Source organism: Citrobacter sp. RHBSTW-00599, assembly GCF_013784065.1.
Lineage (GTDB): Bacteria > Pseudomonadota > Gammaproteobacteria > Enterobacterales > Enterobacteriaceae > Citrobacter > Citrobacter braakii.
The window spans coordinates 297,469-317,075 of record NZ_CP056717.1 but is presented as its reverse complement, the minus strand read 5'-3'; the positions used below and the strand labels follow the sequence as shown (position 1 = coordinate 317,075).

The following is a 19,607-nucleotide window of genomic DNA, read 5'->3' as shown; positions in this document are numbered from 1 at the left end:
GCCTGGAATTAACTTAGCACAGCTCTAACTGAATATGATGGTCCGCAATAACCTGCATCACGCCAGCTGGCGGCAGCGTGTCGGTATACACCGCATCCACCATGCTGATACTGCCCATATTCACCATCGCGTTACGCCCAAACTTCGAGTGATCCACCACCAGCATCACATGCCGTGAATTCTCAATAATCGCGCGCTTGGTGCGAACTTCGTGATAATCAAACTCCAGCAGGGAGCCATCGCTATCGATACCGCTAATCCCTAAGATGCCGAAGTCCAGGCGGAACTGAGAAATAAAGTCGAGGGTCGCTTCGCCCATAATACCGCCGTCGCGGCTACGCAGTTCGCCACCGGCGAGTATGATGCGGAAATCCTCTTTCGCCATCAGCGTATTCGCCACATTGAGGTTGTTGGTCACAATGCGTAAATTGCTGTGATTGAGCAGCGCGTGAGCCACCGCTTCCGGCGTAGTGCCGATATCAATGAACAACGTAGAACCGTTCGGGATCTGCGTGGCAACTTTGCGGGCAATGCGCTCTTTTTCCGCCGTCTGTGTCGCTTTACGGTCATGCCACGGGGTGTTGACCGAGCTGGAGGGCAGCGCCGCGCCACCGTGATGGCGCAAAATCATGTTCTGATCGGCCAGATCGTTAAGATCTCGGCGAATCGTCTGCGGGCTGACGGAGAAATGCTCCACCAGCTCCTCAGTACTGACGTATCCCTGTTTCTTTACCAGCTCGATGATCGCGTCATGTCGTTGTGTTTGCTTCATTATTGTTCCCTGAAATTACGTTCGTTTTCGTACATTCATAGTATCGGCAAACGCCATTGCCAGACCCACGGCCAGCCCGGCGATATGTGCGCCGTTCGCCATCGACATGCCGAACACATCAAACCAGCCGGCAACAATCCAGATCAAAGCAAAGATAATCAAACCACGCTGCAGGAAAATACCACTTTGTGGATCGCGCTCGCCGCGCAACCACACATAACCCATCAGCGCATATACCACGCCAGACAGCCCACCAAACCACGGGCCGCTAAATTTCTGCTGAACGTAGCCGCTTAGCAGGGCGCTGATCACGGTAATTACAATCAGTTTTCCGCTGCCCAGACGCTTTTCTACCGCACCGCCGAGATACCACCACCACAGCAGGTTGAACAGAATATGCATCAGCGAGAAGTGCATAAAAGCGTGGGTGAAATAACGCCAGAATTCAAATTTCAGCGAAGGGTCAAACGGCCATGCCAGCCAGAGCATCACGGTCTGGTCGCCCAGCGTGTTCATCGCGATAAACACCAGCACACACGCGGCCATCACCACCCAGGTTACCGGGCCTGCGCGTTCGCGCAATGTGGCCAGGAACGGATAACGCTGGTAGCGCAGACCGCTGTCGGTATGACCCGACTGCCAGCTTGCCGCGAGGTAACGCGGATCGCCTGGATTCTCCAGAAACCGCGCCAGCTCAGCATGCACTCGCTCAGCCTGGGACTCATCCGCCAGCCAGACATCCGTTTGCTGATGTTGTTGAATCGTCAGGATAACGCCCTGTGTCGCCATATAATCAACAAATGCCTGCGCCACGCGGGGGTTAGCAAAAGAGGTAATCATCAACATGGTTGCTGTCGCTTATTCCACACAAAAGAGGACAGTATATATACCCTTCTTACTTCGAGCTGCATCTTTGTTGGCTTTCCTCACTCACTCCGGTCACATACTGTTCGTACGCGCCCGGAGATTTGCTGCGTCGCCGTCGCGATGCAACTCGAATTAATTTGGGTATAGTCTTACGAACCGTATGCCACTTCTGCCGGAAAATGTCGATGCCAGGCGTCGAAGCCGCCGTCAACACTGTAAACCGCGTCATAGCCCTGCTGAAGAAGATATTGCGCCGCGCCTTTACTGCTGTTGCCGTGATAACACATTACTAACACGGCGGTGTCGAAATCATGCTCGCGCATAAATGACCCCAGCGTGTCGTTCGTCAGATGAAACGCCTGCGGGGCGTGACCCATCGCATAGCTTTGCGGGTCGCGGATATCCACTAACACCGCGGCCCCCTGGTGCAGCTTCTGATGCGCTTCTTCGACATTAATACATTCAAACTGATCCATTGCTCTCTCTTCTTTATATTGCAGGTGACGCTTTTCAGACATGTTACTTCTTAGTGTACGTCCCGACGGCAATTAAACGCCATAATGTTATATGTATCACTGTAAATTGTTTATCCGATGTTACCAATGGCGCGATTCTTTGCTATTATGCTCGATAACGAACATTAATGAGCTATAACGAAAGTGCGAGAGGCCAGCATGGAAACCAAAGATCTGATTGTGATAGGTGGAGGCATCAACGGTGCCGGTATCGCGGCAGATGCCGCTGGACGCGGTTTATCCGTGCTGATGCTGGAAGCGCAGGATTTAGCCTGTGCCACCTCTTCCGCTAGCTCCAAACTCATCCACGGTGGCCTGCGCTACCTGGAACACTACGAATTTCGCCTGGTGAGCGAAGCGCTGGCTGAGCGTGAAGTGCTGTTGAAAATGGCACCGCATATCGCCTTCCCGATGCGCTTTCGTCTGCCCCATCGCCCGCACCTGCGTCCAGCGTGGATGATCCGCATTGGTCTGTTTATGTACGATCATCTGGGCAAACGCACCAGTTTGCCGAGTTCGACCGGTTTGCGTTTTGGCGCAGATTCCGTAATGAAACCTGAGATTGTGCGCGGTTTCGAATATTCTGACTGCTGGGTAGACGATGCGCGACTGGTTTTGGCAAACGCCCAAATGGTCGTACGCAAAGGCGGAGAGGTGTTAACCCGCACTCGCGCTACCTCCGCTCGCCGTGAAAACGGTTTGTGGATTGTTGAAGCTGAAGATATCGATACCGGTAAAAAGCACACCTGGCAGGCGCGTGGTCTGGTCAATGCCACCGGCCCATGGGTGAAAGAGTTCTTCGACGACGGCATGCATCTGCCATCGCCGTACGGTATTCGTCTGATTAAAGGCAGCCACATCGTGGTGCCGCGCGTCCATACCCAGAAGCAAGCTTATATTCTGCAAAACGAAGATAAACGTATTGTGTTTGTCATCCCATGGATGGACGAATTCTCGATCATCGGGACGACTGACGTCGAATACAAAGGCGACCCGAAAGCGGTAAAAATTGATGAGAGTGAAATCAATTACCTGCTGAAGGTCTACAACGCGCACTTTAAGAAACAGCTGGGCCGTGACGATATCGTCTGGACCTACTCGGGCGTACGTCCGCTGTGCGATGACGAGTCCGACTCGCCGCAGGCTATCACCCGTGATTACACGTTGGATATCCACGACGAAAACGGCAAAGCGCCGCTGCTGTCGGTCTTTGGCGGTAAGCTGACGACCTACCGTAAGCTGGCCGAACACGCGATGGAAAAACTGGCGTCGTACTATCAGGGAATCGGTCCGGCGTGGACAAAAGAGTGCATTCTGCCAGGCGGTGACATCGGCGGCGATCGTGAAGATTACGCGGCCAAACTGCGCCGTCGCTACCCGTTCCTGACCGAGTCGCTGGCGCGCCATTATTCGCGCACCTACGGCAGTAACACCGAATGGATTATCGGGAAAGCCACCTCGCTTGCCGAGTTAGGTGAAGACTTCGGCCATGAGTTCTATGAGGCCGAGCTGAAATATCTGGTCGATCACGAATGGGTGCGCCGTGCGGAAGATGCGCTGTGGCGTCGCACGAAAGAAGGTATGTGGCTGAACGCTGAACAGCAGTCGCGCATGACCCAGTGGCTGGCGGAGTACATTGAGAAACAGCAGCTGTCGCTGGCGTCTTAAGACACTCGATATAAAACTGTAGGCCCGGTAAGCGTCAGCGCTACCGGGCCTTTTGCCGGATGGCGGCTAACGCCTTATCCATCCGGCCTACAGATCGTCCTGCCCTTGTTACAACCGCACCGAGTCGATATGCCAGATGTTTTCGGCGTACTCTTTGATCGTCCTGTCCGACGAGAAGTAGCCCATGTTGGCGATATTAATCATCGACTTGGTGGTCCACTCTTCCGGGTGGCGATACAGTTCGTCAACCTTATCCTGGCAATCAACGTAGCTGCGATAATCCGCCAGAACCTGATAGTGGTCGCCAAAGTTGATCAGCGAGTCAACCAGGTCACGATAGCGCCCCGGCTCCTCAGGACTGAATACACCGCTGCCAATCTGCGTCAGCACCTGGTGCAGCTCTTCGTCTTTCTCGTAATACTCACGCGGCTTGTAGCCCTGGCTGCGTAAGGCTTCGACCTCTTCCGCCGTATTACCAAAGATAAAGATATTTTCTGCGCCCACATGCTCCAGCATCTCGACGTTGGCACCGTCCAGCGTCCCAATGGTCAGCGCGCCGTTGAGGGCAAACTTCATATTACTGGTACCAGAGGCTTCGGTCCCGGCCAGCGAAATCTGCTCAGACAGGTCGGCAGCAGGAATAATCACCTGCGCCAGGCTGACGCTGTAGTTAGGAATAAACACCACTTTCAGCTTGTCACCAATTTGCGGATCGTTGTTGATCACTTTCGCGACGTCGTTGATCAGGTGAATGATGTGCTTCGCCATGTAATAGGCCGAAGCCGCTTTACCGGCGAAGATATTCACGCGCGGCACCCACTCGGCGTCAGGATCGGCCTTAATGCGGTTGTAGCGGGTGATCACATGCAGCACGTTCATCAACTGGCGTTTGTATTCGTGAATACGCTTGATCTGCACATCAAACAGCGATTTCGGGTTCACCACCACGTTAAGCTGCTGGGCAATGAGCGTTGCCAGACGTTTTTTATTCTCCAGTTTCGCACGGCGCACCGCCTGATTTACCAGCGGGTAATCGCAGTGCTGTTCAAGCTCGCTTAGCTGGCTGAGATCGGTTCGCCAGGTGCGGCCAATGTTCTCATCCAGCACCTCAGAGAGCGATGGGTTAGCCAGTGCCAGCCAGCGGCGTGGCGTCACGCCGTTGGTGACGTTACAGAAGCGAGTCGGGAAAATCTTCGCAAAGTCAGCAAACAGCGACTGCACCATCAGGTTGGAGTGCAGCTCAGAAACGCCGTTAACCTTGTGGCTCACCACCACTGCGAGCCATGCCATACGCACCCGGCGGCCATTGGATTCATCGATAATCGACGTCCGTCCCAGCAGACTGGTATCGTTCGGATACTGTTCCTGCAACGTCTTCAGGAAGTAGTCGTTAATCTCAAAGATGATTTGCAGATGGCGCGGCAGAATTTTGCCCAGCATATCGACAGGCCAGGTCTCCAGCGCTTCGCTCATCAAGGTGTGGTTGGTATACGAGAAGACCTGGCAGCAGACCTCAAACGCATTATCCCAACTGAATTTGTGCTCATCGATCAGTAGACGCATCAGCTCAGGAATCGACAGTACCGGATGGGTGTCGTTGAGGTGAATGGCGATCTTATCTGCCAGGTTGTCGTAGGTTTTGTGCAGTTGATAATGACGGTTCAGGATGTCCTGTACCGTGGACGAGACCAGGAAATACTCCTGGCGCAAACGCAGCTCGCGTCCGGAATAGGTGGAGTCATCCGGATACAGCACGCGGGAGACGTTCTCGGAGTGGTTTTTATCTTCCACCGCCGCAAAGTAGTCGCCCTGGTTAAATTTACCGAGGTTGATTTCGCTACTGGCCTGGGCATTCCACAAGCGCAGCGTATTGGTGGCGTCTGTGTCATAACCGGGAATAATTTGGTCGTAGGCTACCGCGAGGATCTCTTCAGTTTCTATCCAGCGCGTTTTCTTGCCTTCCTGCTGAATACGCCCGCCAAAGCGCACTTTGTAGCGCGTATTGTGGCGTTTGAATTCCCACGGGTTACCGTATTCCAGCCAGTAGTCCGGTGACTCTTTCTGTCGGCCATCAACAATGTTCTGTTTGAACATGCCGTAGTCATAACGAATACCGTAGCCGCGTCCCGGCAGACCCAACGTAGCCAGTGAGTCCAGGAAGCAGGCCGCCAGGCGCCCGAGGCCACCGTTGCCAAGACCAGGGTCGTTTTCTTCATCGATCAGATCTTCAAGATCCAACCCCATACCTTCCAGCGCATTTTTGACATCGTCATAAATACCCAACGATAACAGTGCATTGGAAAGTGTGCGGCCAATCAGAAACTCCATTGACAGATAATAAACCTGTCGAGTTTCCTGGGATAATTGCGCACGGTTAGAACGCAGCCAGCGCTCCACGAGACGATCGCGCACCGCGAACAACGTGGCGTTCAGCCACTCATGTTTATTGGCAATGACCGGGTCTTTACCAATCGTGAACATCAGCTTGTAGGCGATAGAATGCTTAAGTGCCTCTACGCTGAGTGTGGGCGATGCATAAGTAAATGGAGCATTCATATAGGTGATTCCTGGATATCTATTTCAAACGATAGTAAAGCTCACGGTATGACTTCGCCGCGACTTGCCAGCTAAAATCCATGGTCATGGCCTGACGTTGTACAAACCGCCACAGCGAAGGCCGGGACCACAATACGAAAGCACGCCGAATCGCGCGTAGCAGCGACCAGGCATTACTATCTTCAAATACAAACCCACTGGCGATACCATCCGCCAGGTTTTCCAGCGAACTGTCAGAGACCGTATCAGCCAGCCCACCGGTGCGCCGCACCAGCGGCAGCGTGCCGTACTTCAGTCCATACAACTGCGTTAAGCCACACGGCTCAAAACGGCTGGGGACCAATATAACGTCGGCCCCACCCATGATGCGGTGCGAGAAGGCTTCGTGATAGCCAATCTGTACGCCCACCTGTCCAGGATGTTCCGCCGCCGCGGCGAGGAAACCTTCCTGTAAAACCGGATCGCCCGCACCAAGCAATGCCAGCTGTCCACCCTGCTCTAACAACCCCGGTAGCGCTTCCAGCACCAGATCCAGCCCTTTCTGACTGGTCAGGCGGCTGACTACGGCAAATAACGGCACTTTGTCGTTAACCTTAAGTCCCATCGCGATCTGTAGCTGGCGTTTGTTCTCCGCTTTCTCTTCCAGCGTTTCACGCGTATACCGCGACGCCAGCAGCAGATCGGTTTCCGGGCTCCAGATTTTTTCATCAACGCCGTTCAGCACACCGGAAAGACGTCCTTCACGATGACGCTGCTGCAACAGACCTTCCATGCCGTAGGCAAACTGCGGCTCGGTAATTTCCCGCGCGTAGGTCGGACTGACCGCCGTAATGTGGTCGGCGTAGTACAACCCGGCCTTCAGGAAAGAAATCTGCCCGTTAAACTCCAGTCCGTGCACGTTAAAGAACGACCATGGCAATTGGATGTCATCCATATGCTTTGCATAAAACATGCCTTGATACGCCAGGTTGTGCACAGTGAACACCGATTTCGCCGGATGGCCGCGCGCCGCCAGATACGCCGGGGCCAGACCGGCATGCCAGTCGTGCGCATGCACCACATCCGGGCGCCAGAATGGGTCAAAGCCACAGGCCATTTCACTGCCGACCCAACCCAGCAGCGCAAAACGCAGCACGTTATCGGTATATGCAAACAGGTTAGTGTCGTGATACGGGCTACCGGGACGGTCATAGAGATGCGGCGCGTCAATCAGGTAAATGCCCACACCGTTGAAATGCCCGAACAACAGCGTAATACGTCCGGCGAAGGTATCGCGACGCGTCACTACCTGCGCATCGGGAATGCCGCGACGGATATCAGGAAACGCCGGGAGCAGCACGCGGGCATCCACACCGTCCGCGATTTGCGCTGCGGGTAACGCCCCAATAACATCCGCCAGTCCCCCGGTTTTTAACAAAGGGAACATCTCTGAACAAACGTGTAAAACCTGCATTATCGCTCCTGTTTGATCTGCAGTTTGCGCAGCATTTCACGCGTGACCAGTACAATACCTTCCTCTGAACGGTAGAAACGACGAGCATCTTCTTCCGCGTTTTCACCAATCACCATGCCTTCAGGAATAACGCAGGCGCGGTCGATAATGCAACGACGTAAGCGGCACGAACGTCCCACCCACACTTCAGGTAACAACACTGCCGAATCAATGTTACAGAATGAATTCACCCGCACTCGCGGGAACAGAACGGACTGCACTACCACCGAACCAGAAATAATACAGCCGCCGGAGACCAGCGAGTTCAGCGTCATTCCGTGGCTACCGGAACGGTCCTGAACAAATTTCGCTGGCGGCAGTGATTCCATATGCGTACGGATTGGCCAGTCCTGGTCGTACATATCCAGTTCAGGCGTCACCGAAGCCAGATCGAGGTTTGCTTTCCAGTAGGCTTCCAGCGTTCCCACATCGCGCCAGTACGGCTCGGATTCCGGGTCAGACTGTACGCAGGACAATGGGAATGGATGAGCATATGCCATGCCAGCTTCGGTGATTTTCGGGATGATGTCTTTGCCAAAATCGTGACTGGATTTTTCATCGAGATCATCTTCCGCCAGCAGTTCATACAGATAATCGGCGTCGAAGATGTAGATCCCCATACTGGCAAGCGATTTGGTCGGATCATTAGGCATCGCTGGCGGGTTGGCAGGTTTTTCAACGAACTCGATAATTTTATCGGTGTCGTCCACGTCCATTACGCCAAACGCGCTGGCCTCTTCAATAGGCACTGGCATACAGGCCACTGTGCAACGCGCGCCTTTCTCAACGTGGTCGATCAGCATGCGTGAGTAGTCCTGCTTATAAATATGATCGCCCGCGAGGATCACCACATATTCCGCTTTATAGCGTCGAATGATGTCCAGGTTTTGGGTCACCGCATCCGCCGTACCGCGATACCAGTTTTCACCCTGCATCCTCTGCTGGGCAGGCAGCAGATCGACGAACTCGTTCATCTCTTCGCTAAAGAACGACCAGCCGCGCTGAATATGCTGCACCAGCGTGTGTGACTGGTACTGAGTGATCACGCCGATACGGCGGATCCCGGAATTAAGACAGTTGGATAAGGCAAAATCGATAATGCGGAACTTACCGCCAAAGTGCACGGCAGGCTTGGCACGCTTATTGGTTAAATCTTTCAGGCGAGTACCGCGGCCACCGGCCAGGATCAGGGCAACAGATTTTAATGGCAGCTGGCGCGCCAACATTACACGATCGTTCTTCTCTAAACTTACCATGACTAACTCCTTTTTATCTTCTCTGGAACACACACAGTCCGTGCGCAGGTCCCTGCCAGACCGCCGTAAGCACCGGATTATCCTCTCCGGCAAATGGGGGAATGGCGTGCCATTCCCCTTCAGGTAAAACGATATCTGTCACCTCAAGCGTGGCGTTTATTGCAATCAGGAAACGATCTGAAAGCAGGATTTGCATCTGCCTCGGGCCGTTATGCCACTCATCCGCACTTAAGGGTTGTGCGTACTTATTCAGCCAACGAACATTTCCATCGCCCTCTTCCCACCAGCAATCGCCTGTTAATGCAGGTATTTGCCGGCGCAGATGAATCAACGCGGCGGTAAATGTGGTTAGCCCACTGTTTGCCTGCTGCCAGTCCAGCCAGGTTAAGGCGTTATCCTGGCAGTAAGCGTTATTATTACCGTGCTGGCTATGACCATGCTCATCACCCGCCAGCAGCATCGGCGTTCCCTGGGAGAGCAACAGCGTGGTTAACAGCGCATGAATGCTGTCGCGCCGCCGCTCAATCAGGTCCAGCGAGCCGCCTAATCCTTCTTTACCATGATTGTCACTGTAGTTATTGCTAGTGCCGTCGCGATTTTCCTCACCATTCGCTTCATTGTGCTTATTTGTGAAGCAAACGCAGTCGCGTAGCGTAAAACCGTCATGCGCGGTCACCAGATTGACCGTGGCGCTGGGATTGCGGCCCGGGCGTTTAAACACGTCGCTGGATGCGGCAAAACGTCCGGCAAACTCGCCCAACGAGAGATTACGCTGGAGCCAAAAACGTCGCGTTGCATCGCGGAAATGGTCATTCCACTCGGCAAACGGCGGGGGGAAATTCCCCACCTGATACCCGCCTTCACCAATATCCCACGGTTCCGCAATCAGCTTGGCGCGTGAGAGCAGCGGACAGTTTTGGATCGCGGTAAACAGCGGAGCATCCTGACGAAACTCAGGCGTACGCCCCATGACGGAAGCCAAATCAAAACGAAAACCATCCACATGGCAGGTTTCAACCCAGTAGCGCAGGCACTCGCATGCGTATTCCACAACGCCAGGATGGCTCAGATTGATGGTGTTCCCACAACCGGTCCAGTTGTAGTAATCGCCATCATCTCTGATCCAATAATAGCTACGGTTATCAATTCCGCGCAGCGAGAAGACAGGTCCTTCGAGATCCAGCTCGGCGCTGTGGTTCAAAACGATGTCGAGAATGACCTCAATACCCGCTTTGTGCAGCGCTTTTACCGCGTCGCGAAACTCATCAAGCGCACTCTCCGGCGAGCTGGCATAGGCCGGATGCAGCGCGTACATCGCCACCGGGTTGTAGCCCCAGTAGTTTGACAGGCCCAGTCGCTGAAGCCGCGGTTCGCTGGCGAAATGCGCCACCGGTAACAGCTCCAGCGCGGTAATGCCGAGGCGCTTGAAATAGTCGATCATCACCGGATGACCCAGCGCTTTGTAGGTCCCGCGAATCTCTTCCGGCAGGTCAGGATGCAAATACGTCAGCCCTTTGACATGCGCTTCGTAAATTACGGTATTGCCCCACGGCGTGCGCGGCGGGGCATCATCCTCCCAGTCATAATGGTCGGACACCACCACGCCCTTCAGCGCGATGGCGGCGTTATCATGATGATCCGGTTCATTCAGCCCACCATGCAGCAGTGGGTTATCTTTTAACTCGCCATCCACCCGACGCGCGCAAGGGTCAAGCAGCAGTTTCGCCGGATTAAACCGGTGGCCCTGCTGCGGTTGCCACGGACCATGTACGCGATAGCCATAGCGTAGACCGGGACGGGCGTTGGCCAGATAGCCGTGCCAGACATCGCCGCTACGCCCCGGCAGGTCGTAGCGGAGTTCGCAGCCTTGCTCATCGAATACGCATAATTCAACGCGTTCAGCGTGGGCCGAAAAGAGGGTGAAATTGACGCCATGGCCGTCATACGTTGCACCATGGGGGGTGGCGTTGCCGGTTGCCAGTTGCGTCATTATCCCTCCCGCACCAGCCAGATCGTTGCCAGCGGTGGCAACGTCAGGCTCAGTGAGTGCTGACGACCATGACTGGCGATTTCATCGCTGTGCACCGCGCCGCCGTTACCGGTATTGCTACCGTGATAATGCATCGAGTCGGTATTGAGGATTTCGCGCCATTTGCCCGGCTGATTGATACCGAAGCGATAGCCGTGGCGAGGTACTGGCGTAAAGTTGCTGATAACGATGATTTCATTACCGACTTTGTCACGACGAACGAAAGCCAGCACCGAACGTTCTTTGTCATCCACCACCAGCCACTCGAAGCCATAAGCGTCAAAATCAAGCTCGTGCAGCGCTTTGTGATGACGATAGGTAAGGTTCAGATCGCGCACCAAACGCTGTACGCCGTGGTGCCAGTTATCGCCGCCTTCCAGCAGATGCCAGTCGAGGCTGGCGTCATGGTTCCACTCACGCCCCTGAGCAAACTCGTTGCCCATAAACAGCAGTTTCTTGCCCGGGAAGGCCCACATCCAGCCGTAGTAGGCGCGCAGGTTGGCAAACTTCTGCCATGCGTCTCCCGGCATGCGATCGAGAATTGATTTTTTACCGTGTACCACTTCATCGTGCGACAGCGGCAGGACAAAGTTTTCGGTGTAGTTGTACAGCATGCCGAAGGTCAGCTTATCGTGATGGAACTGACGATGAACCGGATCCAATTTCATGTAGTCCAGCGTGTCGTGCATCCAGCCGAGGTTCCACTTATACCAGAACCCTAAACCGCCCATATCCTGTGGCCTTGAAACGCCGGCAAAGTCGGTGGACTCTTCCGCCATGCTCACGGCCCCCGGCACCTGCTCGCCAAGAATACGGTTGGTATTACGTAAAAACTCAATGGCTTCGAGGTTTTCACGACCGCCAAATTCGTTCGGGACCCACTCCCCTTCTTTACGGCTGTAGTCGCGATAAATCATCGACGCCACGGCATCTACGCGCAGCGCATCGATACCAAAACGTTCAATCCAGTACAGGGCATTGCCCACCAGATAGTTACTGACTTCACGGCGACCGTAGTTGTAGATCAGCGTGTTCCAGTCCTGGTGATACCCTTCGCGCGGGTCGCTGTGCTCATACAGATTGGTGCCATCAAACTCTGCCAGACCAAAGTCGTCCGACGGGAAATGGCCCGGCACCCAGTCGAGAATGACGTTCAGTCCGGCCTGATGCGCGGCATTCACAAAATAGCGGAAATCATCACGCGTCCCGAAACGACGGGTCGGCGCATACATACCGGTAGGTTGGTAGCCCCAGCTACCGTCGAACGGATGCTCATTAATCGGCAACAGTTCGAGATGGGTAAAGCCCATCCACTTGACGTAAGGCACCAACTGATCCGCCAGTTCGCGGTAGCTCAGCCAGAAGTTGTTATCGGTATGACGACGCCATGAGCCCAGGTGCACTTCATAGATAGAGATCGGCGCGTCAAACTGGTTGGCTTTTTTTCGCTCCTCGCTTTGCACCACTTTTTCCGGCAGACCGCAGATAAGCGACGCGGTTTCCGGGCGCATTTGCGCTTCGAAGGCGTAAGGGTCCGCTTTGATTCGCAGCTTACCGTTCGCATCGATCATCTCGTATTTATACAGTTGACCATGCTGCGCGCCGGGGATAAACAACTCCCAGATACCGCTTTCTTTGCGCAGGCGCATCGGGTGGCGACGGCCATCCCAGTAGTTGAACTGCCCAACCACTGACACGCGTTGAGCGTTAGGCGCCCAGACGGAGAAGCGCGTACCAGTTACGCCATCCATGGTATCCGCATGCGCGCCCAGCGTTTCGTAAGGTCGCAAGTGCGTACCTTCAGATAACAGCCAGGCATCCATATCCTGGATCAGCGGGCCAAAACGATAAGGGTCATCAATCAGATTCTCCTGTCCATGCCAGACAACAGCTAACTGATAGCGAAAGAAATTTTTACGGCGGGGAAGTACAGCACAGAAAAAACCGCGAGAGTCGAGGCAGTCCAGCTTGCCGACTTTGCGTCCGGTTTTGGGTTCGATCACCCACACTTCGGTGGCGTCAGGTAATAGGGCGCGGACTTCAAGTCCAGCGTCAGTTTGGTGCATACCGAGTACGGAAAAAGGATCCGCAAAATGGCCTGCAATTAGCGCATTAATCACGTCTCTATCGATACGAACGGACATGGTTGTCATCCTGTTTTATGGTGTCACGCCTTCCAACTGATCTTCGACATCAGGTAGTGACACTTTTTTTGACCTGAACGGCGCAGCACAATTGTGCATCCTCTCTGCGTCGTCCCACCTTCAGGCAACAACTTAATACCTCCGGTACTAAGTCACCCTTAAAGAATAGCCAATGCTTTATCTTACTCCTGGTAAAAAATGAAACATCTGCGCTTACTCCTGTATTACGCAAAAAAATGGGTGACTCAGCACCCATTGTTAAAACACGCAATCACTCTGCCGGAAAGCCGTATTGACTGATCCGGCCAGGTGGTTCGCGTCGTTTGTAGGCCTGATAAACGTGGCGTCATCAGGCCGTCCCACATTACGCCAACTGACGCAGCATACGGCGCAATGGCTCCGCAGCACCCCACAGCAACTGGTCGCCCACAGTAAAGGCTGACAGGAACTCCGGTCCCATATTCAGCTTACGCAGACGGCCTACTGGCGTGGTCAGCGTGCCGGTAACGGCCGCCGGGGTTAACTCACGCATGGTGATATCCCGATCGTTTGGCACGACTTTGGCCCACGGATTGTGCGCTGCCAGCAGTTCTTCCACGGTCGGAATAGACACATCTTTTTTCAGTTTAATGGTGAACGCCTGGCTGTGGCAGCGCAGCGCACCGACGCGCACGCACAGACCATCAACCGGGATCACGGAAGAGGTGTTAAGAATTTTGTTGGTTTCAGCCTGTCCCTTCCACTCTTCGCGGCTCTGACCGTTATCAAGTTGTTTGTCGATCCACGGAATCAGGCTACCGGCCAACGGTACGCCAAAGTTATCAACCGGCAGTTCACCGCTGCGGGACAGGGTCGTCACTTTACGTTCGATATCGAGAATAGCAGAGGAAGGGGTTGCCAGTTCATCGGCCACATGGCCATACAGATGACCCATCTGGGACAGCAGTTCGCGCATATGGCGCGCGCCGCCGCCGGAGGCCGCCTGATAGGTCGCCACAGAAACCCAGTCAACCAGGTCATTGGCAAACAGGCCACCGAGGGACATCAGCATCAGGCTAACGGTACAGTTACCGCCGACAAAGGTCTTAATACCTTTGTTCAGGCCGTCAGTGATGACATCCTGGTTAACCGGATCGAGAATGATGATGGCATCGTCTTTCATGCGCAGCGAAGAGGCCGCGTCAATCCAATAACCCTGCCAACCGCTTTCACGAAGCTTTGGATAGATTTCGTTGGTATAATCGCCGCCCTGACAGGTCACGATGATATCGAGCGCCTTCAGCGCATCCAGATCAAAAGCGTCCTGAAGCGTGCCGGTCGTGGTTCCACCGAATGTCGGTGCCGCCTGCCCGAGCTGGGAAGTAGAAAAGAAAACAGGGCGAATGGCGTCGAAGTCACACTCCTCAACCATGCGTTGCATGAGAACAGAGCCGACCATACCGCGCCAGCCGATAAAACCAACATTTTTCATAGCGTTTTTTCCTGCAGAGATGTGTGCTGTGTATGCTAACCAGTATCCTACTGGCCTATCCTTCACCATACAAAAAGCAGCCAAAGTCGCAAGTGAAATTAATCAATGATAGCGAAGCCATCAGTAATGCGACTTATCCCGCTGCGCAAGCAAGCAGAAAGTCCGCGGTAATAGTAAGGGAATTTGAGTTATGAATGAAATCATTTCAGCGGCAGTTTTATTGATCCTTATTATGGACCCGCTCGGAAATCTGCCCATTTTCATGTCCGTATTGAAACATACCGAACCGAAACGCCGCCGCGCGATTATGATTCGCGAGCTGTTCATTGCGCTGTTGGTGATGCTGATATTCCTGTTTGCTGGCGAGAAAATACTGGCATTTCTTAACCTGCGCGCGGAAACCGTATCGATCTCCGGGGGCATCATTTTGTTCCTGATCGCCATTAAGATGATTTTCCCCAGCGCCACCGGGAATAGCACCGGGCTTCCGGCAGGCGAAGAGCCGTTTATCGTGCCACTGGCGATTCCGCTGGTAGCGGGTCCAACAATCCTGGCTTCATTAATGCTGTTATCACATCAGTATCCGAACCAGATGGGGCATCTGGTGATTGCTCTGCTGATCGCCTGGGGTGGTACTTTTGTGATTTTGCTGCAGTCTTCGCTGTTTTTACGCCTGCTGGGCGAGAAAGGGGTTAACGCACTGGAGCGCCTGATGGGGCTGATTCTGGTGATGATGGCTACCCAGATGTTCCTCGACGGCGTACGGATGTGGATGAAGGGGTAATCTCCCCTTTTTGGCTCAGATAGCATGTTACCCGGAGAACAGTTCCGTTCACGTTATGCTCATTACTTCTCTGAGATCTCGTCACCAGTGAACGTGTTAAGGGGGCTACGCAACCCCCTTAACAATCCAGGCTCTCCGGCACCGCTGTAATTTCAGGTATTCCTTACGCTTTTAACTCGCTGAAAAAACGTATTTTCATTTCTGCGAGGTGCATTCCGGAATGCCCTCTTGTCAGCATCGCGGATTGGCATTATCTTCTCGCTGCACCTGCAAAATCAGGTGCCAGGATTGGTCCCCTGATTACCTCATTCGCGATAAAATTCACTTTTGTCGTGCGACCAGCTACACCTCAATGGTGGGCTGGACGGTGGCGTCGTAAGACGCGCCGGTATCCAATGAGGCCGGTAGGACCAACTCCGTTCAGCCCGCCACCAAAAGGTTGGTCCCTTAGGTGGCGGTAAAATTTGACTCATTGGAGGCTGCCCTATGGCGACTACCCCTCTCTTTTCACACTCTTTATTTACCCTGCCCTTTAGCCCTGCCACGGATTTCACCGAACTGGCGGATAACTGCGAGCGTTTTGTCGAAGGGCTGGTTGAATGCCATGACCCGGTTGAAAAACTGGCGATTTGTGCACGTCTGTCGGCCTGTCTCGCGTTATTGCAACCGACCTTAACGGAGTCTGTACCGCAGCATCTGCAAGCGAGCCTGACGGTAGAAACATTCCCGACCCGTTTTCCCCTTTTCGAGCCGGAACCAGACCAAATGGGGCGCTACTGTCAGTTATTAACGCACCTGCTGATGAGTAAAACGCTGTCTGACGAGATGGAACGAGTGACGGGTGACTTACTGCAGGATCTGGTGGGCTATTTCGCCGATACGCTAAAAGCGCCGCGCTGGCTGAAAACAGAAGAAGGGCTGGTCGTGCTATAAAAAAGCCGGGTAGCGCTTGCGCTTACCCGGCCTACGGTGTGGATGTGTGCTCGTTTCCAGGCCCGGTAAGCGCAAGCGCCACCGGGCAATGCCATCAGCTCAACAGCTGAAAGGCAATCATACCGACAATCGCACCGACCGTGCCGAGAATAGTTTCCATCATCGTCCAGGTCTTCAGCGTTTGCGCTTCGGTCGCACCGGTAAATTTACCGAACAACCAGAAACCGGCGTCGTTAACGTGGCTGACCACGATAGAGCCGCCCGCGATACAGATAGACAGTGCCGCCATCTGGGCACCGGAGTAGTTCAGTAGCTCAATCACCGGCATCACCAGACCGACCGCCGTTAAGCAGGCCACAGTCGCGGAACCCTGAATGATACGCACCGCCGCCGCCAGCACGAAGCAGGTGATAGCAATCGGCAGGCCCATACCGGTTAACGCTTCGCCCAGCGCCGGACCGACGCCAGAATCAACCAGAACCTGTTTGAACACACCGCCCGCACCAATCACCAGCAGAATAATCCCCGCCGGCTGCAGCGCATGGCCACAGATCTCCATCACGCGGTCTTTTGGCATGCCCTGGCGTACCGCCAGACCGTAAATCGCCACCAGACAGGCAACCAGAATCGCGGTAAACGGGTGACCGATAAACTCGAACCATTCATAGGTTGTAGAACCGACCGGAACAAAGCGTGCGGCGATAGTTTTCAGCCCCACCAGTACCAGCGGCAGCAGGATAAGCGATAAGCTGAAGCCAAAGGACGGCATTTTGCCTTCGCCCAGATGCGGCTCGGAAATATCTTCCGGTACGTGCAGCTCGACGTAACGGCTGATGAAATTCCCCCACAGCGGCCCGGCGATAATCATGCCCGGAATCGCGGCACACAGGCCAATCAGGATCATCCAGCCAAAGTCGGCGTGCATCTGAGAGGCCAGCAGCATCGGCGCAGGCCCAGGCAGCAGGAATGCCGCAGCAGCCGCCACCCCCGCAAACAGCGGGATCACAAGCTTAACCAGGTTTGTCCCCGTATGGCGCGCCATTGAGAATGCCACGCTAATCAGCAGCACAATCGCCACCTCAAAGAACAGCGGCAGCGCGCAAATCAGACCGGCCAGGCCAATCGCATAATGTGCGCGGCTGTGACCGAAGGATTTCAGCATTTTGACGGCAATCTGATCGACAGCTCCGGTCTCATGCAAAATCTTGCCGAACATCGCCCCCAGCGCCACAACAATCGCCAGGAAACCGAGCGTGCCTCCCATCCCTTTTTCCATGGTCGCCGCGATTTTATCGAGCGGCATACCGGAAAAGAGACCTGCACCAATGGATACCACCATCAAAGCAACGAAGGCGTGCATACGCGCCTTCATCACTAAAAACAGCAGTAATAAAACGGACCCTACTGCTGTTAAAACAAGCGTTAATGTACTCACTACTTACTGCCCTGGTTAATAACCTCAATGGTGCTGGCGACCACACCGTCCAGTGGTTGATCGATATCGACCACCAGTACATCGTTTTCATTCGCACCCGGTTCTTCCAGCGCTTCAAACTGGGTCACCAGCATCTGCGTTTTGAAGAAGTGGCCTTTACGCGCTTTCAGGCGGCTTTCGATAACGTCAAAATCCCCTTTCAGATAGATGAAAGAGAGGTTCGGGTTACCGTCGCGTAACTGGTCGCGATAGACTTTTTTCAGGGCGGAACAGACGATCAGCGAAACCTTGTTGGTACGCTGCATCGCAAAGGCGGCGTCATTCAACGCCTGTAACCACGGTTTGCGGTCGTCATCGTTGAGTGGCTCACCAGAAGCCATTTTCATGATGTTGCTGCGCGGATGGAGAAAATCGCCATCAAGAAACGCGGCCTGCAGTTGATGCGCCACTTCGCTGGCGACAGCAGATTTACCGCTGCCCGATACGCCCATCAGAACGTAAACGTGGTGATCATGATTAGTCGTGCTCAAAGCGTTGCCCCCACTGGTACAAGAATCAGGAAATTGTTACGGGTAACTGTTATCGGTAACATTGTCCAGCCGGATAAATAGAGAAGCAATATCCATTCGTGCTCGAAGTGTATAAGTGTGAGCTACTTCAAACTTGTTGGCTTAAATAGATCCGCCCGGTGACAAGGTGAAACCTAAATCTAACATTTTAGGTGTGACGGCCTCACCGCGGATGCGCGCCAGCAGACGTTCTGCGCCAATGCTGCCCATGCGTTCACGCGGCGTGAGCACGCTCGCCAGACGCGGCTCCATCACCTGCCCGATGTCGTGACCGTGGAATCCGGCAATCGCCATGTCATCAGGGATTTTCAGCCCTAAACGCTGGCATTCGAAGGCCGCCCCTACCGCCAGGTCATCGTTGGTACAAAAGACACCATCGAGCTGCGGGTATTCACGCCGCGCCTGACGGATAAGTTCAATACCGGAGGAGTAGGAAGAGGACTGCTCCACCATCACGCTGTACGGCACCAGGTCGGCATCGCGCATTGCCTGCTCGTAGCCTCTCTGTTTGATGATAGTACGTTCATCAAGGCGTGCGCCAAGATAGGCAACATGACGGTGCCCGCGGGCGATGATAGCGGCTGTCATCTGACGCGCGGCTTCGAAGTTGTCGAAGCCCACGGCAATATCAAGACATGGGGACTGGCTGTCCATCAGCTCAACCACTGGGATACCGGCAACCTCAATCATTTTCAGCGTACGGGGCGTATGGCTACGTTCGGTGAGGATCAGGCCATCAATATTCCACGACAGCATCGATTCCAGACGCTCTTGTTCCATCTCAGGCTTATAGCCGTAGTGCGCCAGCATGGTTTGATAACCATGAGCGTCAGTGACAGCCTCAATGCCGCGTAGCACTTCAGCAAAAACCTGGTTGGTGAGAGACGGTAACAGCACGCCGATAGCGCGGCTGGTGGCGTTAGAAAGGATATCAGGAGCGCGATTGGGAATATAACCCAGCTCATCAAGTGCAGCGGCAATTTTGCCCCGCAGCGCCACGGAGACCTGCTCCGGGTTACGCAAAAAGCGGCTGACCGTCATTTTGGTCACGCCCACGCGGTCGGCTACATCCTGAAGTACGGGTCTTTTCTTTTTCATCGTCCTGAAGCGTTAAAA

General features: G+C 54.2%; 15 protein-coding genes. 3 read left to right on the top strand and 12 right to left on the bottom strand.

Annotation, left to right across the window (positions count from 1 at the left end):
- Positions 1 to 13: 13 nt before the first annotated feature.
- The 3 genes from HV243_RS01460 to glpE all read right to left on the bottom strand — a co-directional run bounded on the left by HV243_RS01460 (position 14) and on the right by glpE (position 2,115).
- Positions 14 to 772: a DeoR/GlpR family transcriptional regulator gene (locus HV243_RS01460; protein ID WP_003023499.1), complete on the bottom strand. Its 759-nt coding sequence runs from the start codon at positions 770 to 772 to the stop codon at positions 14 to 16.
- 15 nt (positions 773 to 787) lie between these two features.
- Positions 788 to 1,618 carry a rhomboid family intramembrane serine protease GlpG gene (gene glpG / locus HV243_RS01455; RefSeq protein WP_016154811.1) on the bottom strand — a complete coding sequence of 277 codons (831 nt, stop codon included), beginning with the start codon at positions 1,616 to 1,618 and terminating at the stop codon, positions 788 to 790.
- 170 nt (positions 1,619 to 1,788) lie between these two features.
- Complete coding sequence (gene glpE, locus HV243_RS01450) at positions 1,789 to 2,115, bottom strand: thiosulfate sulfurtransferase GlpE (protein WP_003023495.1); 327 nt, start codon at positions 2,113 to 2,115, stop codon at positions 1,789 to 1,791.
- A gap of 198 nt (positions 2,116 to 2,313) precedes the next feature.
- On the opposite strand from glpE, the gene glpD reads away from it, so the two are divergent.
- Complete coding sequence (gene glpD, locus HV243_RS01445; RefSeq protein ID WP_047358174.1) at positions 2,314 to 3,822, top strand: glycerol-3-phosphate dehydrogenase; 1,509 nt, start codon at positions 2,314 to 2,316, stop codon at positions 3,820 to 3,822.
- A gap of 108 nt (positions 3,823 to 3,930) precedes the next feature.
- On the opposite strand, the gene glgP is transcribed toward glpD, so the two are convergent.
- From glgP to asd, 6 genes are all read right to left on the bottom strand, one after another.
- Positions 3,931 to 6,378, bottom strand: coding sequence for a glycogen phosphorylase (gene glgP / locus HV243_RS01440; protein ID WP_016154813.1), 2,448 nt, complete (start codon positions 6,376 to 6,378; stop codon positions 3,931 to 3,933).
- A gap of 19 nt (positions 6,379 to 6,397) precedes the next feature.
- Positions 6,398 to 7,831: a glycogen synthase GlgA gene (gene glgA, locus HV243_RS01435; protein ID WP_016154814.1), complete on the bottom strand. Its 1,434-nt coding sequence runs from the start codon at positions 7,829 to 7,831 to the stop codon at positions 6,398 to 6,400.
- Complete coding sequence (gene glgC / locus HV243_RS01430) at positions 7,831 to 9,126, bottom strand: glucose-1-phosphate adenylyltransferase (protein WP_016154815.1); 1,296 nt, start codon at positions 9,124 to 9,126, stop codon at positions 7,831 to 7,833. The genes glgA and glgC overlap by 1 nt, the downstream gene beginning before the upstream one ends.
- Before the next feature lie 13 nt (positions 9,127 to 9,139).
- On the bottom strand, positions 9,140 to 11,116 hold the full coding sequence (gene glgX / locus HV243_RS01425) for a glycogen debranching protein GlgX (RefSeq protein WP_019078135.1): 1,977 nt from the start codon (positions 11,114 to 11,116) through the stop codon (positions 9,140 to 9,142).
- Positions 11,116 to 13,299 carry a 1,4-alpha-glucan branching enzyme gene (gene glgB / locus HV243_RS01420; RefSeq protein ID WP_016154817.1) on the bottom strand — a complete coding sequence of 728 codons (2,184 nt, stop codon included), beginning with the start codon at positions 13,297 to 13,299 and terminating at the stop codon, positions 11,116 to 11,118. The genes glgX and glgB overlap by 1 nt, the downstream gene beginning before the upstream one ends.
- Positions 13,300 to 13,663: 364 nt before the next feature.
- Positions 13,664 to 14,770 (bottom strand): aspartate-semialdehyde dehydrogenase, encoded by a 1,107-nt coding sequence (gene asd, locus HV243_RS01415; protein ID WP_053389189.1) that lies wholly within the window; start codon positions 14,768 to 14,770, stop codon positions 13,664 to 13,666.
- Between the two features lie 190 nt (positions 14,771 to 14,960).
- Here asd and yhgN point away from each other — a divergent pair, with 190 nt between their 5' ends.
- Together yhgN and HV243_RS01405 are read left to right on the top strand one after the other, a co-directional pair.
- Positions 14,961 to 15,554 carry an NAAT family transporter YhgN gene (gene yhgN / locus HV243_RS01410; protein ID WP_003023480.1) on the top strand — a complete coding sequence of 198 codons (594 nt, stop codon included), beginning with the start codon at positions 14,961 to 14,963 and terminating at the stop codon, positions 15,552 to 15,554.
- Positions 15,555 to 16,040: 486 nt separating this feature from the next.
- On the top strand, positions 16,041 to 16,487 hold the full coding sequence (locus HV243_RS01405) for a hypothetical protein (RefSeq protein ID WP_053389190.1): 447 nt from the start codon (positions 16,041 to 16,043) through the stop codon (positions 16,485 to 16,487).
- Between the two features lie 94 nt (positions 16,488 to 16,581).
- On the opposite strand, the gene gntU is transcribed toward HV243_RS01405, so the two are convergent.
- The 3 genes from gntU to gntR all read right to left on the bottom strand — a co-directional run bounded on the left by gntU (position 16,582) and on the right by gntR (position 19,589).
- Complete coding sequence (gene gntU / locus HV243_RS01400) at positions 16,582 to 17,922, bottom strand: gluconate transporter (RefSeq protein ID WP_053389191.1); 1,341 nt, start codon at positions 17,920 to 17,922, stop codon at positions 16,582 to 16,584.
- Positions 17,922 to 18,452, bottom strand: a complete 531-nt coding sequence (gntK, locus tag HV243_RS01395; protein WP_003023475.1) for a gluconokinase — start codon at positions 18,450 to 18,452, stop codon at positions 17,922 to 17,924. The genes gntU and gntK overlap by 1 nt, the downstream gene beginning before the upstream one ends.
- 141 nt (positions 18,453 to 18,593) lie before the next feature.
- Positions 18,594 to 19,589, bottom strand: coding sequence for a gluconate operon transcriptional repressor GntR (gene gntR / locus HV243_RS01390; RefSeq protein ID WP_016157654.1), 996 nt, complete (start codon positions 19,587 to 19,589; stop codon positions 18,594 to 18,596).
- Positions 19,590 to 19,607: the final 18 nt, after the last annotated feature.

Excerpts from the sequence above, each read along its gene's own strand:
- HV243_RS01460 (WP_003023499.1), bottom strand. The coding sequence starts at position 772 with ATGAAGCAAACACAACGACATGACGCGATCATCGAGCTGGTAAAGAAA.
- glpG (WP_016154811.1), bottom strand. The coding sequence starts at position 1,618 with ATGTTGATGATTACCTCTTTTGCTAACCCCCGCGTGGCGCAGGCATTT.
- glpE (WP_003023495.1), bottom strand. The coding sequence starts at position 2,115 with ATGGATCAGTTTGAATGTATTAATGTCGAAGAAGCGCATCAGAAGCTG.
- glpD (WP_047358174.1), top strand. The coding sequence starts at position 2,314 with ATGGAAACCAAAGATCTGATTGTGATAGGTGGAGGCATCAACGGTGCC.
- glgP (WP_016154813.1), bottom strand. The coding sequence starts at position 6,378 with ATGAATGCTCCATTTACTTATGCATCGCCCACACTCAGCGTAGAGGCA.
- glgA (WP_016154814.1), bottom strand. The coding sequence starts at position 7,831 with ATGCAGGTTTTACACGTTTGTTCAGAGATGTTCCCTTTGTTAAAAACC.
- glgC (WP_016154815.1), bottom strand. The coding sequence starts at position 9,126 with ATGGTAAGTTTAGAGAAGAACGATCGTGTAATGTTGGCGCGCCAGCTG.
- glgX (WP_019078135.1), bottom strand. The coding sequence starts at position 11,116 with ATGACGCAACTGGCAACCGGCAACGCCACCCCCCATGGTGCAACGTAT.
- glgB (WP_016154817.1), bottom strand. The coding sequence starts at position 13,299 with ATGTCCGTTCGTATCGATAGAGACGTGATTAATGCGCTAATTGCAGGC.
- asd (WP_053389189.1), bottom strand. The coding sequence starts at position 14,770 with ATGAAAAATGTTGGTTTTATCGGCTGGCGCGGTATGGTCGGCTCTGTT.
- yhgN (WP_003023480.1), top strand. The coding sequence starts at position 14,961 with ATGAATGAAATCATTTCAGCGGCAGTTTTATTGATCCTTATTATGGAC.
- HV243_RS01405 (WP_053389190.1), top strand. The coding sequence starts at position 16,041 with ATGGCGACTACCCCTCTCTTTTCACACTCTTTATTTACCCTGCCCTTT.
- gntR (WP_016157654.1), bottom strand. The coding sequence starts at position 19,589 with ATGAAAAAGAAAAGACCCGTACTTCAGGATGTAGCCGACCGCGTGGGC.